At 50.4% G+C, this 19,312-nt stretch carries 22 protein-coding genes; 11 read left to right on the top strand and 11 right to left on the bottom strand.

Annotation, left to right across the window (positions count from 1 at the left end):
• Positions 1-950: 950 nt before the first annotated feature.
• A complete protein-coding gene (locus tag CWM47_RS31200; RefSeq protein ID WP_100992472.1) occupies positions 951-1,388 on the bottom strand; it encodes a hypothetical protein in 438 nt (145 codons plus the stop codon).
• A gap of 92 nt (positions 1,389-1,480) precedes the next feature.
• On the opposite strand from CWM47_RS31200, the gene CWM47_RS31195 reads away from it, so the two are divergent.
• Positions 1,481-1,876: a hypothetical protein gene (locus tag CWM47_RS31195; RefSeq protein WP_100992471.1), complete on the top strand. Its 396-nt coding sequence runs from the start codon at positions 1,481-1,483 to the stop codon at positions 1,874-1,876.
• 96 nt (positions 1,877-1,972) lie between these two features.
• Here CWM47_RS31195 and CWM47_RS31190 read toward each other — a convergent pair whose 3' ends face one another.
• The 7 genes from CWM47_RS31190 to CWM47_RS31160 form a co-directional block, all read right to left on the bottom strand.
• Entirely contained in the window at positions 1,973-3,193 is a 1,221-nt protein-coding gene (locus tag CWM47_RS31190) for an OmpA family protein (RefSeq protein WP_100992470.1), read from the bottom strand.
• A gap of 73 nt (positions 3,194-3,266) precedes the next feature.
• Positions 3,267-3,518 (bottom strand): hypothetical protein, encoded by a 252-nt coding sequence (locus CWM47_RS31185; RefSeq protein WP_100992469.1) that lies wholly within the window; start codon positions 3,516-3,518, stop codon positions 3,267-3,269.
• 85 nt (positions 3,519-3,603) lie between these two features.
• A complete protein-coding gene (locus tag CWM47_RS31180) occupies positions 3,604-4,476 on the bottom strand; it encodes a YsnF/AvaK domain-containing protein (RefSeq protein WP_100992468.1) in 873 nt (290 codons plus the stop codon).
• Between the two features lie 70 nt (positions 4,477-4,546).
• Positions 4,547-4,999, bottom strand: a complete 453-nt coding sequence (locus CWM47_RS31175; RefSeq protein WP_100992467.1) for a YsnF/AvaK domain-containing protein — start codon at positions 4,997-4,999, stop codon at positions 4,547-4,549.
• Positions 5,000-5,075: 76 nt separating this feature from the next.
• Positions 5,076-5,444 carry a hypothetical protein gene (locus tag CWM47_RS31170; RefSeq protein WP_100992466.1) on the bottom strand — a complete coding sequence of 123 codons (369 nt, stop codon included), beginning with the start codon at positions 5,442-5,444 and terminating at the stop codon, positions 5,076-5,078.
• 124 nt (positions 5,445-5,568) lie between these two features.
• A complete protein-coding gene (locus CWM47_RS31165) occupies positions 5,569-6,612 on the bottom strand; it encodes a YrzE family protein (protein ID WP_100992465.1) in 1,044 nt (347 codons plus the stop codon).
• Positions 6,613-6,845: 233 nt separating this feature from the next.
• Positions 6,846-7,115 carry a YtxH domain-containing protein gene (locus CWM47_RS31160; RefSeq protein ID WP_100992464.1) on the bottom strand — a complete coding sequence of 90 codons (270 nt, stop codon included), beginning with the start codon at positions 7,113-7,115 and terminating at the stop codon, positions 6,846-6,848.
• A gap of 391 nt (positions 7,116-7,506) precedes the next feature.
• Between CWM47_RS31160 and CWM47_RS31155 the strand changes: the two genes are divergently transcribed.
• Positions 7,507-7,830: a hypothetical protein gene (locus tag CWM47_RS31155; protein WP_100992463.1), complete on the top strand. Its 324-nt coding sequence runs from the start codon at positions 7,507-7,509 to the stop codon at positions 7,828-7,830.
• Between the two features lie 142 nt (positions 7,831-7,972).
• On the opposite strand, the gene CWM47_RS31150 is transcribed toward CWM47_RS31155, so the two are convergent.
• The 3 genes from CWM47_RS31150 to CWM47_RS31140 all read right to left on the bottom strand — a co-directional run bounded on the left by CWM47_RS31150 (position 7,973) and on the right by CWM47_RS31140 (position 10,999).
• Positions 7,973-8,347, bottom strand: a complete 375-nt coding sequence (locus CWM47_RS31150) for a hypothetical protein (RefSeq protein WP_100992462.1) — start codon at positions 8,345-8,347, stop codon at positions 7,973-7,975.
• A 592-nt stretch (positions 8,348-8,939) separates the two neighbouring features.
• Positions 8,940-9,683 (bottom strand): SDR family NAD(P)-dependent oxidoreductase, encoded by a 744-nt coding sequence (locus tag CWM47_RS31145; protein WP_240625541.1) that lies wholly within the window; start codon positions 9,681-9,683, stop codon positions 8,940-8,942.
• Positions 9,683-10,999 carry a family 1 glycosylhydrolase gene (locus CWM47_RS31140; RefSeq protein ID WP_100992460.1) on the bottom strand — a complete coding sequence of 439 codons (1,317 nt, stop codon included), beginning with the start codon at positions 10,997-10,999 and terminating at the stop codon, positions 9,683-9,685. Before CWM47_RS31140 ends, CWM47_RS31145 begins: the two co-directional genes overlap by 1 nt.
• A 201-nt stretch (positions 11,000-11,200) precedes the next feature.
• On the opposite strand from CWM47_RS31140, the gene CWM47_RS39460 reads away from it, so the two are divergent.
• From CWM47_RS39460 to CWM47_RS31100, 9 genes are all read left to right on the top strand, one after another.
• Positions 11,201-11,674: a winged helix-turn-helix domain-containing protein gene (locus CWM47_RS39460; protein ID WP_240625540.1), complete on the top strand. Its 474-nt coding sequence runs from the start codon at positions 11,201-11,203 to the stop codon at positions 11,672-11,674.
• Complete coding sequence (locus CWM47_RS39455; RefSeq protein ID WP_240625539.1) at positions 11,616-12,209, top strand: IS630 family transposase; 594 nt, start codon at positions 11,616-11,618, stop codon at positions 12,207-12,209. The genes CWM47_RS39460 and CWM47_RS39455 overlap by 59 nt, the downstream gene beginning before the upstream one ends.
• 456 nt (positions 12,210-12,665) lie before the next feature.
• The gene (locus tag CWM47_RS31130) at positions 12,666-14,000 is read left to right on the top strand and encodes a chloride channel protein (protein ID WP_100992459.1); all 1,335 of its coding nucleotides are present in this window, start codon (positions 12,666-12,668) and stop codon (positions 13,998-14,000) included.
• Positions 14,001-14,724: 724 nt separating this feature from the next.
• The gene (locus CWM47_RS31125; protein ID WP_157816094.1) at positions 14,725-15,075 is read left to right on the top strand and encodes a hypothetical protein; all 351 of its coding nucleotides are present in this window, start codon (positions 14,725-14,727) and stop codon (positions 15,073-15,075) included.
• Positions 15,076-15,397: 322 nt separating this feature from the next.
• Positions 15,398-16,891, top strand: a complete 1,494-nt coding sequence (gene nrfD, locus CWM47_RS31120) for an NrfD/PsrC family molybdoenzyme membrane anchor subunit (RefSeq protein WP_100992457.1) — start codon at positions 15,398-15,400, stop codon at positions 16,889-16,891.
• Positions 16,892-17,002: 111 nt separating this feature from the next.
• A complete protein-coding gene (locus CWM47_RS31115) occupies positions 17,003-17,275 on the top strand; it encodes a hypothetical protein (protein WP_100992456.1) in 273 nt (90 codons plus the stop codon).
• Between the two features lie 251 nt (positions 17,276-17,526).
• On the top strand, positions 17,527-17,787 hold the full coding sequence (locus CWM47_RS31110; RefSeq protein ID WP_100992455.1) for a hypothetical protein: 261 nt from the start codon (positions 17,527-17,529) through the stop codon (positions 17,785-17,787).
• A gap of 43 nt (positions 17,788-17,830) precedes the next feature.
• Positions 17,831-18,079, top strand: coding sequence for a hypothetical protein (locus CWM47_RS31105; RefSeq protein WP_100992454.1), 249 nt, complete (start codon positions 17,831-17,833; stop codon positions 18,077-18,079).
• 139 nt (positions 18,080-18,218) lie between these two features.
• Complete coding sequence (locus tag CWM47_RS31100) at positions 18,219-19,220, top strand: endonuclease/exonuclease/phosphatase family protein (RefSeq protein WP_100992453.1); 1,002 nt, start codon at positions 18,219-18,221, stop codon at positions 19,218-19,220.
• The last annotated feature ends 92 nt before the right edge of the window (positions 19,221-19,312 follow it).

Genomic DNA, 19,312 nt, shown 5'->3' with positions numbered 1-19,312 from the left:
ATTGGACTAGCGTGAATCGAATCGATTTGAGCCCAGGCTACAGGAGAGAATCCCATAAATAGGAAGAACCAAATTCTTCCCAAGAACCAAACTGATGTATATAAGCTGGAAATCAGGAAAGTCATAACGCTAGAACACTTATCGCCCATTTGTGAAGCGATACAAGTTAACAGATTAACACTCAATGCATAACCAATGGTCGCCAACAAATATTCGAACTGACTATAAGCGATTCATAATTGGCTACCTCGGTGTAATTTTTGGCATCTTTTTATCAATGGCACTACCTATCATCTAGCCACGATAACATCATATTTGTAGGCTGTTTCAAATAATATCTCATAATCCCTCATTCCAAAATTAATGTAACAATTAAGTAAGACGAGTATTATCAGCTTTAATTCTCCGGTTCTTCAATTTGTACCCAGTATTCGGTTTGTCTTCGATACGTGTTTGCGCAGGCTTTCACGGAGTGTCCTCTCCGCAATGCTGTTTCAATCGAGGTATGCAGAGGAGCGCTTTTGATCAGCCAGATTTTAAAAGTTTCTTCTTCAGCAGAGGAGAGTCCTGATAAGTTAATTCGATCAATTAACTCCTCTATTACTATCTGTTTAACTGCCCTTTTAGCCATTAGTAGTAAGCTTAGAATTAACCGAGGTAACGAGAATTTCCAAAGCTAGTCCTTGAGATAAGACTCGTCTATAGTCGACGAAAAACGGTTTCGCATCGTATTATCTGACTAACTGCCCATATATAGACAGTTAGGAGGCAATTTCTGGTTGATTGACGTCGGTAGTTGCGCTCCTTAGCTGGCGGTTAACGACAATCAGAGTTAAATGCCCGATCTATCTTATACGGTACTAGAACGTTCTGATAGAAAACCACTGCCCTCACTAATGCCGTATTGAACCCTTTAATTGCCAGTAAATGAATTCTTTCTAGGGTGTCAACTAGTTACTAAGATTCTCTCGAAAAGCCGACCCCAAAGGCCGGGTTTGATGATCAATCTCCGGAGCCAACTCGACAATTCGTTTCCTAGCTGTCTCTAATCGAGGCAGTAACTCGTACCATTCCAAGGAGAGTAGTTGATAGCGTATATTCGATAAGGAATAATTAATTAAGTGATACGCTCCCTTGGGGTCATGATCAACAAACGTGCGCACTTCTCGCAAAACAGCCTGTGAGGTTTTGTGGCGGCCTATCAGGTACTGACGCAGATAAAACTCAAACAGATCGGTCGCATTAAGTTGATCCAGAAAAGCCGGGGCAAGGTGACAATAGACCCCCCACTGCCGGTATCGGGGGGGCGTTTGCAGAAACCCTCTTACCATAGCAGGACTGAGGGTCGTATGGCCCACGTGAATGGCAACTAATTCGGTTAGTTTCATCAACTCGTCATCGTTTACTATTGCTTATTTGACTTGCTAAACTTAATCGGTCTCAAGTCGTTATCCCTACGCTAACTCGTTTGGACCAACCTATGCCATCGCTTACCCGTCCCCCGACCTCCCTGTTGAATGCCCTGCGCTTAGTGGTGCTTTGTGTCAGCATCGAACTACTGGGCTTTGCCTTCTCGGGCGGCTATTCGTTGGGCAGTATACTGGGTGTCATACTGGGCACTTTATGCGTTTACGGGCTACTGCGCCTGATCCATCGGGGCGCTAACTGGGCCCGACTGGTACTAGCGGGAATTATAGGCCTGGGTCTAATCAGTTCCCTATCCGCTTTTTCGTTGGCCTATAGTCTGCACCCCGGGTCGACAGTGATCGATTTGATCTCGACGCTTATCTCATTGATCGCTCTGGTAGGCTTATTTTCCAAGCAGAGCAATGGTTGGTTTCGCGCTCACCGAACCAACGGGTTGAAACGGTCCTGAGCTACCTTAGTGGTTCGGTGAGTGCGAGAAACCATTACTTGCGTGAACCAATAAAAACGGGTTCACGCAAGTAATTAACGAACCCAGCCCATCAAACTAGATCTTAGTGATTATCACGTCAATTCGGCGGTTCTTCTGACGACCGGCTGCGGTCTGATTACTGGCTACGGGTTTGGTATCCCCCCGCTCCCGGGTACTCACCCGGCTGGCTGCAATGCCACCCTGGATCAAAGCTTGTTTAACCGTTTCGGCCCGTTCTCCCGATAAGGGGTCATTAATGGCCTCGTCGCCCGTACTGTCGGTGTTGCCCTCGATGCGGATTTGCAGCGTCGGGTAGGCCTGCATGATCTGGATCAGATCATCCACGTGGGGCCGGGCCTGGGCCGTAATGCGGGCCGAATCGGTTTCAAAGGTTAAGTTGTCAAACGTAAACACGCGTGGTGTCTGGCTACCGGTAGTCGCTAGATAGCGGGCTAAGCTATCGTTGAAGGAATGTTCGACAACGCTTAATTTTCGACCCCCTGGTAGATCAACCCCCACCCGCACCTCGGGACCGTTGCCGTTCCCATCACTGGCGATGGTGTCAGAGGCCACAGTAGAGCTTGCGTCAACGGTCTGCTGGGTCTTATCGCGGTTACACCCGCGCAGTAAGAAAAACAGCAGCGCCAGTAAAGCCAGCGCCCCGAGCAGCCAGCGCCACCAAACTACGCCCGCGGGCCGGTCCTCGTTCGCAGCCGGGGGGATCGGCTCGGTTCGCAGGGCGCTGGCTGGCCGGGGCGTACCCAAGAACCAGCCTAAAAGGGCTGCCAACCCGGTTGGAATCGCCAGCCGGGCCGAATCGGTTTCGCCCAAAAGCAGCGCACTCAGTTGGGACTGGGTCAGTGACCGGCTGCTGAGTTGCTGGTGCAAAAAGCCCATCAGCACCGACATGACCAACCCCGTCAGGGTAGTAGCCGATCCCGGGCTAACCCCACTGTATTGCGCCGTCGCTTCGGCCAATCGGTTGGGCTGGTCCGGATAAAGTTGTTTGAACAGGCCATTGCCGGAGTCCGCCGCTTTCTGGCGATGATCACCCGTGTCAACCAGCTGGCTCAGGGTGGAATCACGCGCAAAGGGCGTATCGCGCAGTAACTGATACAATTGGGTTGCCCCCTGCTGCCCGGAGGCCCGGTTGATGACCCCCGCCGTGACGGCGGGCAGCAGGCCGTCGAGTGCTTTTTGGATGGGGGCCGGGGCTTCGCCCAGGGTGCGGGACAGCTCGCTAACAGCCGCCGGGGTAAACGTAGAGCGCAGGTGGTCGAGTAGGCTACTGCTCATAAAAGTAGGGGGAGTAAAATGAGTATTGGGGTTTAGAATGCCGGGTAGACCAGCCTCTACCCATCCGAAAAGATTAGGGATTTAACGAATCGAAATGGTGGGGCTGCACAAAGCAGAGCCGATGATCGGCTAGTCGAGCGGCTTGCCATTGGGGCCCACTGCCAAACCGTTCCGCCTGCAACCAGATGGTGTCTCCTTGGCGAATGGGACCGGTTTGTGCGGCCACTGGATTAGCCGGATCAGTGGCCCAGGTGGTATCCCGGTTGGCCTGACAGGGGAAGCTGAACGGTTCGTCCAGCCCGGCAGACAACGGTTTTTTGCCCATCTCGGTAGCGATTAATTCCCCTGATGGAGCAGACTGAGGCGGCTGTTTGCTAAAACAGCCGCCTCAGTCTGCTCCATCAGGGGAATTACTTGGTCGAATAGGTCACCTCATCTGAGTCCGTACCGGCCGGACGAATCGATTGATCCGTCGTACCCAGATTCTCCACATCGACTTCGGTTTTGCGAACTGTATCCTTAATTACCTCCTCTCGTTCGGTAACGGCTTTGCCCACCGATATTTCTTCCACGACGCTCGCCGTTTTCGACACCACCGGCACTTCGGCGTGTTCAGTCAGGCTAATTTCGCCTTCCTGGAAAGCGTTCAGATCAGCCGCCGTAGCGGGCCGATTCACCGGGGTGCGGTTTACCGTAACCCGCTCTTCCCGCAGGCGGATGCTTTCTTCCACGGGCCTGGCCACGATGCGGCTGCGCATCCGTACCCCACCCGTTTCGACCGTGCGTTTGCCCACTTCCAGATTTTCCTCGATCACTTTGATGGTCTGGTCGCCTTCAGTGCTCACCGGGGTCGTTGGTGTTGTGCTGCTATACCCATACTCGGCGGCCCGTTCGTTGACATCCACCGCCCCGGCTTCATCCAGAATGTCGGCGGCCTGTTCGGCCTGCTGATCCGTGTCCGCATGCACGGTCACGATCGAGCCGCGGCTACCGACGGTCGAATACTTTTTAGTGTCGTCGTCATCGTCGCTGCCAAACAGCGAACTAAAGAAACCGCCCACGCTGCTGCCAACGTCTTTGGTGTCATCGACAAGCTCTTCGGTGCGGGTGCCCGAGGTATTCACGTGTCGATCCGGGATGAGGGCATCGGAGCCCGTAGCCGCGCTGCTTGTACCAGCCGATAGGTCAATGTTGCTGCGGCTGAAACCGTTACTAACTAATTGATCAACGGCCGTTTGAGCCTCGGAGGCATTGTCAAAAATGCCGATTACTGTGTGTGCCATGCGTTGTTTTGGGGTTTACTCCGGTTTTTGGTAAGATTAAACACTTGATTTATTAACGAAGGCCAATTTCTCAGGCCGGACGTTCGGGATTCAACGGAGTCCGCTCGACGGTGATGTCTTCCCGGCGAAGGGTAACCGTCTGGGTCTCCTCAGTTTGGATTGGCTGGCGGGTGACCCGAATTTCTTCGACGAGCAGCAGCCGCTTTTGCACCACCAGCACTTCTTTCACCACGGGGTAGATGGTGGTGTCTCCCTCCTGGCGAGTGGTAGGCCGTTCATCTACGTATGCATTCAGAGCCATCCGTTCGACCGTGTAGTGCTCCTGTTGGAGCGGGATGGTGACGGTCTGCTCTTGCTCGTGTACCGTTTTGGTGAGCGTCACTCGGCTCGTTTCTACCAGCCGGGTCGTTACCTGGATCGTCTCTTCAATCACGGGAATGCGTAGGGTCTCGACCGGTGTTGAGTCGGCTGCCGAACTAAGCGGGTCGTCGGTCAATGGGCTAGTGTTATCTAAAGGGGCCATAAGCGCAGCGGAAAAACCAGTTAATAGTATACAGTACGCACTAATCAACACATGCATCGAGTTAAATCCGGGCCGCTCACTTGGGCGACTCCGCCGTGTCCGCTTTGGACCCATCAGACGCCTGCCGCAACGCCGTCGCAAGTCCCTCCAGCAGCGCCGGCATTTCCCCCTCCCCGCCCATCTGGGTGGAAAACAGGGTGAGCTGCTCGGCCAGCGGGCCGACTACCCCACGCACCGCTGACTCATCCACCGGGTTGGCCGCTAAGAGGACTTTAAGGGTTACGAGTTGATCCGCCAGGGGCCGGCTGTTTTCCCCGACCTGTAGGGGCGCCAGCCACGAGTCGATCAGGGCAATACCGGCCTGTGGTGTTAATGCGTCTGACTCGCCCATCAACTGGGTTGTCGTCTGGTCGAGTAAGTCGGTGGTATCCGCTAAGGACAGCATGCGTCGGGATTCAGTCGAAAGGACAAAAAATAGGTACTAAAGCATTACCCAACCAGGCCCCTACCAAGCCCGCTGATAGTGGCCAGCGGCGTAAACGGCTCCCGCTGGCCGACAGAGCACGTCATTAATTACGCTGGTTACCAATCGGACGGTCGTATTGATTGACATCGTCCTTAGAGTCGGTGCCCAGCTTGGCCCCGTAACCCGAGGCCGCCACGCCGATGAGCAGTCCCAAAAAGCCGAAAATAGCCGCTTTCGAGGCCGCCGAGGCCGTCGCATCGGCTACCTCACGGGCCTTCACTTCGGCCTCTTTTTTGGCCTGCTCAACTTTGGCACTCGCCTGCTGATAGGTCTTGATCCAGCTATCGACGGTCTGCTCGGCTTCGGCCCGGCTCTTGCCTGTGCGCTTCATGACCACGTTGACCGCATCTTCCTTGTCCACGGTGCTGACCGTAGCCTGCCCCTGCTTGAACAGGCGGCTGAATAAGCCACTCGCCACGTCATCGGCCGCCTGGGGGTCGGAGGCCGCCCGGTTAGCGGCGGCTTTGGTCTGATCGCCCGCCCGGTCGGCTTTGGCTTCCAGAGTATTGGGATTTAGTTTGGGATCGCCCGTCTGGCGCAAAATCTTGTTCACTTCGCCCTTCAGGTCGCCCAGGTCCATATTATCGGTGTCGATGCCGTTGGCTTTAAGCTGGTCCTGAACGGCGTTGCCGATGCCGGGGGCGGCCGAAGCGACGGCTGAACCAGCCGTGCTGACCAGACCACCCACCAGTTTACCCGCCCCCCCAATGAGGCTGCCCAGGGTGGTAGTTAGAAAGTAGATGGTCAACAGCGTCACCAGACACCAGGTCAGCACCCCGTGGATGATGCCGTCGAAGAGTCGGGGTGCGCTGGCCAGCCGCCCGGCAACCCAGCCTCCGACAAACAACGAGAGCAAACTACTAATGATGTACCAGATGGCGCTGCCGATGCCCAGGCCCGCCACCGGGTTGCGCTCTTCGAGGGGATCAACGGTGCCCAGACCGATACCCAGGCCCAGCAGAGTCAAGAGCATCTGGGTAACGATGGCCACCAGCACCCCGGCAAAAATAGCGCTCCAGGAGATGCGCTTCATTAAATTAAATCCGCCCGTAAGGGGCTGGTTAGTGTACAGAGGTTCACGTTCCATAGTAAATAAGTAGACTATTACTGGTTATCAGGGGATTGAAGGGCTCCTCCTGCTTGGCCCGGTTAATGCCCCGCTATAATGTCGCGCCACGAAGGTGAATTTTAGGCGGGGCAACAAAAAGATGAGCCCCCAACTACCCCTGGCGGGGGCTCATCTTTTTGTTACGTAATCAGACTCGTTGTAATAGGTAATCCGCCAACCATCGCGGGATGACTGGCGTTAAGTGATCTTTTTCAGGAACGGCCTTTGGTCGTACCGAATCGATTTGTTTGTGTTTTGGCTAGTAAGTTTGGCAAGGAAAGACCCGTGTTCACATGCACCACCCTAAGTAGCTCCTTAACTTGGGTAGCGGTTACGTCCCATTGGTTTTTGATCTGTTGGCCTTTTTCTACGGTTTGCTTAGTCGAATCGACCACTGCGTTGCGCAACTGCTTACCCGGCCGGGGAGCCGTCAAGTATGCGATGGCAAGGCCCGAAGCGAGGCCGGTGAAAAAACGGATCATAACAGTATGGTTAAGCAGGTGAATAAGAAAATCTATTCAGCATCTCTGATAAAAGTATGCCATCAAGGAAAAAGGGCCTATGCGCTCCCTGGTCTATCTATTGCTACTAGAGTCGTCATAATCCCCTACCCCATAATGGGGCATTCTTACCTCGTTTTGGGGTCTGTCAGTACCTCGTAACGCGCACAAATACAGTTAATTACGGATTATGATTTGCCCTGTAGAGCCCACTAATGAATGACCTAGGCGTTTTGTAAACGGTATCCGGTAGGGTTGGCTGATGACTATTGGGGCTTGGTGCTATGGTTTTTCGGCACTGCTTGACTAATCAACTCTGGTTGATTAGTTTTGGTGAACTTGTTCACTAGGGCTTACTTGAGGACTTACTACCATGAAAAAGATTCTATTTGGCTTAGCGATCCTACTTGGCTTAGGGCAGTCCGTTGACGGGCTGGCTCAATCGACCCCGTCTGCTCCGAAAATGTCGGTCAACGACCGCATGGCAAAGGCCCGCGCGGCCAAAGCCGACAAAAGCGCTACCAAAACAACGCCCGCCGGGGCCGGCGAGCCGAAGGCGACTCCGGCTGATTATAAAGCACCCGTCGATAAAACCCAGAAAGGCCCGCACGGGGAGCTTGTGCATACCGGTGAGCGGGGCGGCAAATTCTACATCAATAAGAACGGCAATAAGACGTATTTGAGCAGTAATCAATGAACTGACGTTGGGCTTTAGTCGAGTGTCGTGCTCGACCGGGGCCTATTTACTTCCTTGACTAACCCTGCCTTCACCCTATCGGGTAGACCGCTTTTCCGATGGCGATCATTAGCTTGGTCGAACACCGAAGAATTGGGTCTATTTAGTACGTTACAGCAGCCCCCGGTATCGGGTAAAGGGCCCACATGCAGGGGTTTGGCAATGTTTGGGGGCCTCTACAATCAGTAACTATAGTGAGGGGATCGGTGGTTTGCTCAAATCCTGGTTGGTCTAGTTTGAGCATCTGGGAGCAATAGTGGGCTAAAAAGTCATCGGTCAGGGTTATATTATCGGTCAGGGTTATATTGATGAATCCGGGCTTAAGAATAGCAACGATAAATATGTCATTTTCCCCAACCCTTGCTTCGACCTGCTGAGCAATGTCTAAGGGATTGCGCTTTCGCCGTTTGGCGGCTGCCAGCGCGCCGTTATACTGAAATTGACAAAAGGCAAGTTTTGGAAACGACCATCGTGCCATCCTCTTTTTGGTACCCACAGGCCAGAAAGGCGTTGGCTATTTTTTGGGTCAATAGGGCCGTAATGGATTGCATAGGTAACTAGTTGCTCAGAAAAACGGCCTTCACAGTCGGCTTTCCAATATGGGCAAATTTACTCATAAAGCGCCAATGTCAGAACACCTAAACGGGTGGTAGCCTATTGCATTAGTGCAAGTATATCGGTATGAGATACTGAAACGGACAGTGTTTCAGTATCTCGTCAAACGCCCGTTTATTTACGATGCTTAAGAAGCAGTTGACGTCATCGTCACTAGTATCGTCTCTCAATCTCAAATTGTTATCTCACGAATCAAAGTCTAATTCTCAGCGTAGAGTTGAGTTTGAGAGACAGTTTTCGCAAGTTTTGGGACTTTGAGTCCAACCGCACACGTAGTACTTCGTGGATGATTGGAGCCAGCTAGTATTGGGCCACTTTTCTTGACTAGACAAAGTGTCTTGTCCGAAAATCATACCGAGGTTTAACTGAACGATTTTTGGCGAGGGGTTGCTAGGTCCGTTTCAGAAACAGTTAACTCTAATCCGCTGCGGTGAAGTAGCCGATTAGCTCTCCGCTTATAGTCGGTCCAGTCGGCCCCCATCAACCCGCACTTCTGCCCCTTGCACAAAAGCGGCATCATCCGAGGCCAGGTAGGCAATCGTGGCCGCTACATCGGCGGGTTGGCCAACGTCGGCACGGTCAATCTGTTCCACGCCCGATTTTACATTCGGGTTATTCCACAGCATGGGCGTATTAATGGCACCGGGCAAAATCGCATTGATCCGTAGTCCCTTGGGCTTACCTTCCAGCGCCGAGGAGCGCGTCAGCGAAAGTATAGCGGCCTTAGCCGCAGCATAGGGAGCGACCAAAGGTTCGGTCTCAACGGCATGGATGCTGGCCACGTTGACCACACAGCCACCGGGTTTCATCTGTAGGAAAGCCTGCTTGGTGAAATAAAAAGTACCCAGCAGATCCACATTCAGAATCCGTAACCAGTCATCGCCGGTCAGTTCTTCCAGCGCCTTAAATTGCATGAGCCCCGCATTGTTGACGATCACATCCAGTCGGCCGAACCGAGACAGAGCTCCGTTAACCGTAGCTTCTACCTGAGCTTCTACGGCTACGTTGCAAACACTGCCCCAAACGCCCGGGGCACCAGCCGCCGTTACCTCGGCCATGGCGGTCTGAAGATTGACTTCATCTACGTCGGCCAGAACCAGCCGGGCGCCTTCGGAGGCCAATCGTTTGGCGATGGCCAGGCCAATGCCACTGGCTCCGCCCGTCACAATCGCTACTTTATCCGTAAATCGCATTCTCATTAGGCGTCGGCCTGATTGGTTTTTGAAACACTATTACTTACCTGGTTGCGAGCCTGTTTGGCATCGTCCTGTTTTTGTTGAGCCCAGGGCTGCCCGCTCTCACTTGGCATAATAATCGGCACCTGTAAACACACACTCTGGGCGGGCAGTACCTGCTGCCAATCGCTAATCAGTTGTTTATAGGCATGGCCCACAGGGCGAATCTGACGATGTAGATCACATAGTCCCAGTGGATTCACGGTCCCCTTATTTTCACGCAAGGCAGCGTCCCAATCGACCTGATCCGTGAGTGAATACCAGGTAAAGCCCACAATCGGTACGCCATCGTTGCGAACCCGTAAGACATTGGCCCATTCCTTCCAAAGCCAGTTTACCGCTTCGTCTCCATTGTGGCCCTGCCAGAGATTGGTTTCCGTGTGCATGACCGGCAGGCGATACCGGTCGTGGTATTGACGAGTAATCACGTGGTAACCAAATACCTCCCCTGACGCACGCGTACTGCCATCCGCAGCGACTCGATGTTCGTTGGTTTGGTAATAGTCATTGCCCATAATACAATATTGTTTCAGATTATGGCTCAGAAAGAAGTGATACTCATCCCGACTCATGCCATTGTCCAGCAGGTATTCATACATCTCCGAATCGACCCGGCGTCCATAATTGAGGTCAAGCGATAAAAACCGCTTGGCATTCAGAATCTCAGCGGGTTTGATGGCGGCCGGGTTTTCCGCATGGAAATACTCACTGGATTCGCTCTGGATAAATAAGGCATCCGGCCTTATTTCCAGGATGGCACCCATCGCCAGTACATTCGCTTTGACGATATACTTTAGGGCCGTCACAAAGGCCGTATCGCTCCTGAGCTGCTCATTCCACCAACCGTAAAGGGCGGAAAACTCAGCGCAGACGTACATCTCGTTGACGGGTGTGTAAAGTTGAACCCAGGGAAAGCGTTGAGCAAACGCGCGGGCATAACCAGCAAATAGTTCAGGAAAGTCAGGGTTTTGGAAATTACCAATCCAATCGGGTACGCCAAAATGACACAGATCGACGATAGGCACTATGTCGCGCAGCCGCAAGTCATTAAACGTCTGGTCAGCAAATGACCAGTCATAGTTCCCCTCCCCCAAGAAGGTAGTATGGATGGGTGGGCCATAGCGTAGGAAGCGAATCCCGAGTTGCTCGACCAAGTCAAAATCTGTTCTCCAGTGCTGGTAATGGCCACATTTTTCCAGTTCATCCTGTCGATAGGTTCCACCCTGAATGGTGGGATTGCTATTTTCAATGCCAGTGGCGAATAGAAATTGATTGATCATAGGGTTAACTAGCCACATCTGGAAACAGAGTGCGTCCAGGTGAGGTAGTAGGTTAACTCAGGTCGAAATGGAGTGTTTACTGATGTAGATTAAGAGCCGATTAAGATTACTTGTCTAGCACATTGGGTATAGTTTATCGCTATCATACCGATGCTTATTGATGCGTGAATAAGCTTATAATAACTGTATCTTGCTGTTAGTATGGCAAACTACAAACAATCAGACTACGAAGTACTCCGCCGACGCTGTGTCGAACTGAATCAGGCCGGTTGGAAGCAGGGGCCTATTGCCCAAGCATTAGGTTTGACCCAAGGCTGGGTGAGCCAGACCCTAAAGAAATACCGAGAGCGAGGAGCAACAGCTTTGCAATGGCAAAAACCTACTGGAGCACCTGCTCGGTTGACGACCGAACAACTCCATCAACTGGTGGATGAGCTTAACAAAGGTGCGGAACATCATGGATTTGCCGGAGCAGTTTGGACAAGACCTCGTGTCAATGAAGTCATTAGAAAGCTATTTGGTGTCAGTTATGATCCCTCCCAAGTTGGGCGATTACTCAAAAAGGTAGGCTGGACTCGTCAGAAACCGCAGGCCAAAGCGCGTCAGCAAAATAGAGATGCCGTACTCCAGTGGCGAGACGAGCGCTTGCCCAAACTTAAAAAAAGCGCAGGATGAACAGCGGGTTATTCTATATGTCGATGAGTCAGCTTGTTACCTACTACCCTTTTTAGCTCATACTTGGGCTCCGCGTGGGCAAACACCGCTACTCATTGAACAGGCTGGACGAGCCCATCTGAGCCTGATTGCCGCCATTGCCCCCAACGGGCGTCTATATGTAGCTGGTCAAGATCAAGCTTTTACAAGCGAAGATATTGTATGGTTTCTGAGTAAACTTTGCAGTCGGTATCGGAAACGGAACATGATTATTGTCTGGGATGGGGCAGCGATTCATCGCAGTGAAGCGGTCAAAGCCTTTCTAAAAGAGCGTCCAAGCCGAGTTCATTTGGAACGTCTACCAGCCTATAGTCCCGAACTTAATCCCGTCGAACTCGTGTGGAGTCAAGTAAAACGGAGTTTAAAAAATCAAGTGTTCGCTAATCTAGAGACCCTTAAAAAAGCAGTTCTTGACCAAGTCAAAATCTTGGAAAAAGATCCGAAACTGGTAGAAGCATTCTTTCACAAGAAAGAGATTGGATTTATCACAAGTTAATTCACAGAGCTATAAGTTATCAGAAAGGATAATATCCATTATAAGCGACTGATTAGGTTTGGTAGTTAGTAAACGTGTCCGCACTCGGAATCAATTATATTGGAGGTTTTCGTGAACGATTTTAGTTTTTGATTATAGTACGGATAAATCATTCAATGATAGCGGATTAACTCATCAACAAGTCCAATTAAATATCCTTTTATTGAACGAAAAGCCCGGTGACCTGTCCTGGAATCGAATGATTGTGTAGGTTCAATCATTCGATTCCAGGACGGGTCAATTAACTAAACTAAGGTTGGCTAAATAGTTAAAACAGGAGTTTTATTCGTCCATACGATTAAAAAAGATTATGTCTGACGATTCAGCTTGTCGGTAGTACTCGCACCAATTTACCGAAATGGGTACTTTAGCCAAACCTTCCTAAACTGAGTGGGCTATTCGCCGGTTTATACCCCCATGCGCGTCAACGATGAACTGATCTTATTTTTCACGGTCCTCAAATGGCTGTTCATTTCCAGTCTGATTGGCTGTCTAACTGGCTTTGCGGCTTCCGGATTTATCTCGTTCATTCACTACATTATTGATCAGAGCAATCAGTACAAAAACGTTTTTTATTTATTGCCCCTCAGTTTTTTTTTAGCCAATCTGCTTAGTCAGTTTGTTCTTAAGAAACATTTAGGAACCGATACGCTTATCGCAGCAATCAACAAAAACTACGGCAAATTGGAAAGCTCCTTCATCCCTACCAAAGTTATAAATGTCGTACTCATTCTGGCCACAGGCGGATCGGCAGGTAAAGAAAGCCCTTGTGCCCAGATTGGGGCGGGTATCGGCAGTATGTGCGCCAATTTATTCCGGGTAGATAACATTGATCGTCGGAAAATGGTACTTTGCGGCTTCTGCGCGGGCTTTGCCTGTGTGTTTGGAGCGCCAATCGCAGGTGCCATATTCGGGATTGAGGTGCTGGCCGTCGGGGTTATTTTTTACGATGTGCTGTTGCCCGCTTTTGTTGCTTCCATCACCGCCTATCAGGTGTCATCAGCCCTTGGTGTCACCTTTTTCTATTATCCACTGAAATTCGTTCCCGCTTTTGGTCAGGGATTTTTTATTCAGCTACTCACTGGTGGTATTTTTTTTGGTCTCTGTGCCTACGTCTTAATTAGGGCTATTCAGCAAAGTGCGGCTTTTACCAATGCGCTTCCTCTCTGGCGGCCCTGGAAAGGTCTTCTGGGAGGGCTTCTATTAGTCGGCCTTACGATCCTGTTTTCCAGGGACTATCTCGGGTTAGGACTCAACCTATTGGAGGGAAGCATTAAAGGGCTACACGTTAATTGGTATACTTTCCTGCTCAAAGCTTTATTTACAATAATCACACTGAGTATCAGTCGAAGTGGTAGCGTGATTACGCCAGTCTTATTTATTGGCGCTACGGCGGGTAGTTACTTTGCCGATCTGGTTGGGGCAGACCAATCAACCTTTGCCGCCATTGGCTTTGTCAGTATTCTGGCAGGAACAACCAATACCCCCATTGCTTCAAGTATTCTGGCGATTGAACTATTTGGGGCAACGATAGCTCCCTACGCGGCTGTGTCCTGCGTGATTAGTTTTGTAATGTCCGGTCACCGAAGTTTATATACCTCCCAAGTATTAAGTATCAGTAAATCCAATGCCTTACCAACTGAATTGGGAAAAGAAATCAGCGAAATGAGCAACCCTGGGAAGATCCCTGACATTCGCTTTCCAGACTGGCTAAAGAAGCTTTTGCCAGCGAGTCGAAACGACAAAACGTAGCGAGTGCTGATGCGAAAGATCTTGAGTTGATGAGCTATTCAGATAGGCAAGATACCTTGCCAGACTGGACCTATTAGATCGCTCCTTGACAGGCATCCTTGACAGGGTCGTTTAGCTGGAAAGCTAGGAAGCCTCTTCCAAGAGGCTGCACGAATTGATCAGTACATCGACGTCAACGGGTAAGTTAATGTATCATCAGTTTGTTGAGCTGGCTGAGTTGGATCGCAATTTAATTCAGGAGCGGACGATGAGATGACAGGTCTGTCGGCTGCGGGGACGGTGGGGACGACCCAAACTATTGAATGCAGACAAGCAACAGTTGGCTATTCAATTCTATGAATCTGAAAGACAACGATCAAGAAGGTTTGTGAGATCCTGGCTAATAGCAAGTCAACAATGTACGCCTATGGGCGGGCTAACCAATAATCAAGTTGAGCCGAAAAAAAAATTCGTGTGAAAAGCTTTATCTTCATTTTGGCCGCGCCATGGTGGGGCCATTTTGCACTAAGCACCAGTGATTAAGTCTTTTTTCAGGACAAGCTTAATGCCTACAATAAATCACTGGAATGAGGGTGACAATTTAAATGAACTGGTCAGATATTCATCATAGTCCTGCATGATGACGATCATAGATGGGCTGGCACGCGTTGAATAAGTTTACGGACTGATCACGATAGCAACCGCTAATCGGGGGATTATGGCCAACCCTTATTCCGTAGTGTTCATGAAATCTACCTACTCGTTAGACGCGCTTGGGAGCATCCTCAACGCCATCAAGATCTATTGTTACCAGACGATCTATTACCGGGATCTTGCCGAGAAGCAGTGTATCAACGAGTATGTAAATCAGGCCCTGAAAGGAGAGGATTTACTCCTCTGGAATTGCTTACGGGCCCAGGAACGAGCGGCTTTTGTGGCCAGTCAGGAGTCCCTGCCTGTTGACGCGTTGTCCCTTCGTCGATTTAATCTCCTCCTGCAACGATATAAACGGGAAGGGAGCGCCTATTATCGATTCTGGCAACGAGCCCAGGCGACAATCCGCACGGAATTAGGCGTCAAGATCAGTCAGGTATAGAGATTCCATCCGGTCTTACAGGTGTTGCTCATTCCATTCTGCTTGGTAAGCTTACCTTCACTGATCAAGATTATTAACCAACGATAATCATTCCGCTGGTTCGGTAGGAACCATTTTTCATCATCGATACACCTGTGAACCATCATAACCCGTGGTGACAGCCGTCATAGGTAACCGCTATCGACAGGCCTACTTTTACGAAGCTCAAGGTGCTTACTCAAACAACAACAGCGGTAGGCAGTCAGTAAACGAGCCGACGTATCCCACCCCCTGTCAATCGTATTTATCTTCTTTTCATCAATTGCCCGCAGGATGTACGCCGATGAGTATCCTCTCTGATCAATCATTGCCGCTGCCGGATGATCTTACATCTCATCACGGGCCTGTTACTGCAGCCGTACGCACGCCTCTGATCACAGGGGGCAAAACATACGCCGATGTGACCCACGACGTCTGTATACAAGTCGAAGGTAAACCCAGCCGGGAGTGGTACATAGCATTTGGGCTAGCGCTGGTAGTGCTGCTGTACGGAACGGCCTGTGTGTTTTGGACCTGGTGGACGGGGCTGGGCGTCTGGGGGCTCAATAAAACCGTAGGCTGGGCCTGGGATATTACCAACTTTGTGTGGTGGGTGGGTATCGGCCACGCCGGGACCCTGATTTCGGCGGTTTTATTGTTGTTTCGCCAGAAATGGCGCACCTCTATAAACCGCTCCGCCGAAGCGATGACCATTTTTGCCGTCATTTGTGCAGCCATGTTCATCTTTCTACACATGGGCCGGCCTTGGCTGGCCTACTGGTCGCTGCCGTTGCCCAACACGCTGGGCTCCCTATGGGTAAACTTTAAATCGCCCCTGGTCTGGGATGTGTTTGCTATCAGCACCTACTTCACTGTATCACTCGTTTTCTGGTACATTGGCTTGATACCGGATCTGGCCACCATCCGGGACCGGGCCAGAAGCCGGGTTTCCCGCTACATCTATGGGACGCTGGCGCTGGGCTGGAATGGGTCAGCCAAGACCTGGGCCCGGTATGAATATGTCAGTTTGATTCTGGCGGGCATCGCTACGCCACTGGTTTTATCGGTCCACACGATTGTGAGTATGGACTTTGCTACGGCGTTGGTGCCGGGCTGGCACACCACCATCTTTCCGCCCTACTTCGTGGCAGGCGCTATTTTTTCGGGCTTTGCCATGGTTCAAAACCTGATCCTGATTATTAGGGTAGTGTTCAAACTGGAAGACTATATCACGATAGAACACATCGAGTCCATGAACAAGATCATTATTCTGACCGGATCGATTGTGGGCGTGGCGTATCTGACCGAGTTGTTTATGGCCTGGTATTCAGGCAATGAGTTTGAGCAGTACGCGTTTCATAATCGAGCCATGGGCCCCTACTGGTGGGCCTATGCAACGATGATGACCTGCAATGTCATTACGCCCCAGTTGTTCTGGTTTCGCAGTATTCGTCGGAGCATCGCCTGGTCCTTTGTGCTGGCGGTGGTGGTTAACATTGGGATGTGGTTTGAGCGGTTTGTAATCATTGTGAGCTCCCTGCACCGGGATTATTTACCCTCCAGCTGGGCCATGTTTCACCCGACGCTATTCGATATCAGTGATTTTCTCTTCACGTTTGGTCTGTTCTTTACCCTGTTTCTGTTGTTTGCCAAGTTTCTGCCTGTGGTCAATATCGCCGAGGTGAAAGCGATTCTAAAGTCCTCCTCGGCGATACTACCCGTACCCGCTTCCGGGGTTGATCGGGAACGCCCGGTTTTGGATAGCAAGCCAGCTACGCCCACCCATCCGCTTCCATAATCGGACTACCCGGTACCCCGTCTTTTTATTAACGGGCAGATTGATACCAACCAATACTTAATTTAAACAGCAACTGGCTTTGAATTTTTCACCTTAACCCGAGCGATTGTGATGCACTCTGGGGAAATAGTAGACCAAATTGATTTATCAGCTTTACCAGCTGAAAAACGACCCGATTTTGTTCACTGGATTACCCAGCGTGCGTATATCAGGTCTACGCTCACTCAGGCCTTGCAGCGCGGGCGGTTGCTCAAAGGATACAACCGTGCTGATGCACCGTCCGAGGGAACACGTTATGGACTACGAATTGAAACCCGGTCTCCGGGTAACCAGCCACGTAGCATTGACTCAATTATGGGACCATATGGTATGACGCCGGTATGAATGACGCTCTACTAAAACACGACTGGGGCCATCGTCTGCCCGTAACCACAGCCAACAAACAATAGCAAGAGCCAACTTACTCAGTTAACGTTATCACGCATGGCTCAAGTAGCCCCTTTTTCCTGTCTTCAGCCATTAGTTTACCACCCGCATCGGCGTTTTTAGAAAACCTGCCTTCCGTCAATTGATCCGTCAATTACCCACTTATCAATTCGTTGTTTACCTGATCATTTGCTTAATCTGTACCGCTCATGACAACTCAGCCCGTTACCCGTCAATATCATTCGGACACTCAACTAATTCGAAAGAATTTAGATCAAAAACGATCGTCTATTCTGGTGGTAGAGCGGGGCAACCCCGAGCCTATTCTGACGCTGGAAGGTTACGTAAACGAGAGCAATTCGGGACCGAGTAGTCTTAACCGAAATCGGGTACGTTGCTCGACGTTTGGCCATGAAGAACAGGTACGCGAATACGATATAGACGATATTCAAATTTATCGAAGTGAATAGGGGCTATGCTGTCAGCCCGTTAACCAGACATACCACTTCTCAAATGAGTCTGCAACCCGCCCCCTTCCTTGACGAATTCGCTATTGCTTACCAAGCCATGCACGATACGAAATGGATTGGTAACCCAGCGAATCCAGTCAATCAACTAGTCGGTCTCATCCGTCAGGGAGAAACGATTTGGCTTCATCCAGACCGAGTTGGGAGTGGTCCGGTTTGGACGCAAGCTCGTCTGGAGGACAGGACATTGCCGTATGTTCAACTGGCTGATTTTAAAAAAGTAGTCGTTGAATAAATGACCGCCTGGCCGCTTTCTGCTTCATTTGACGGATAGACACCCGTTGTCCTTCGGTTAATGAAGTAGTATTCATTCCAACTAGTAGTCCCTGGTGAATAATAGGCATACCTTACAGGAAAGTTGATACCACCGGTTTATGTCAATTATTCAGAAAGTTCTGTTCTCTCTTTTACCACTTTGTGGTACACTGTTAATTATAGTCACGCTGGGCTCACTGATTTATAACAGCTCCCTGTGGTTTTTGCAGGTGCTGAATTTTCCCAGGTTAGAAGTCCTGATTGCGCTAGGCCTATGTTTGCTTGTTTTTCTGCTCATTCCTAAAAAGTGGACCATTACCGGGCTGGTTTTTGTAACCGGCTTAGTCGTTTCCATTGGTATACAGGCCTGCATCCTATTTCCGTATACACCTCTGGCCGAAAAGGCGGTTAAATCGGCTTTGCAAGTCTCTGTCAACAAGCAATCGGTATTCAGTATTATTGTGGCAAACGTGCTGATAAAAAATCGCCATGCCGATGAATTACTGACGATTATCGCCAACAAAGACCCGACTTTCGTACTGACGATGGAGGTAAACGATTGGTGGATAAAGCAATTAAACGTACTGAAAAAAAGCTATCCTTATAGTCTTAGGTTTCCAACGGATAATGCTTATGGGATGGCGCTGTATTCAAAAATCCCACTGACCAATCCTCAAATCAAGTTTCTTAACCACGACCGGGTGCCTTCGTTTACAATGGACATCACCTTGCCCGATAGCAATCGGTTTAAACTGTGTACAATCCATCCGGTAGCCCCGGCGCCCAGTAAGTACCCAACCAATATCGGGGGCAAAGAAATGGCTTTGTTGAAAGAGGCACGCCTGATTGCCCACCCATCCCTACCGATAGTGGTTGCCGGTGACTTTAATGATGTTGGCTGGTCGCACAACACGACTCAATTTGCGGCTATCAGTGGCCTGAATGATGTTCGGTATGGGCGGGGCATGTACAATACCTTCGATGCTCAGTCCCTATTTATGCGCTGGCCACTGGATTATGTATTTGTTTCCAAACAATTCAAGGTACTCTCGGTTGAGCAGTTACCCAAATTTGGCTCGGATCATTTCCCCTATTATGTGCAGTTAACCTTGCAACCGTAAACGATAAAAGAGCCAAATCGGTACGGAAGACAAACCCATACGACCAGCATTGTTTTCGTTCCTATTTGGCATGGGTAACTAAACGTCAACAG

This window comes from Spirosoma pollinicola (assembly GCF_002831565.1).
Lineage (GTDB): Bacteria > Bacteroidota > Bacteroidia > Cytophagales > Spirosomataceae > Spirosoma > Spirosoma pollinicola.
The sequence above is the reverse complement of the archived record's forward strand: the minus strand, read 5'-3'. Positions and strand labels throughout refer to the sequence as shown.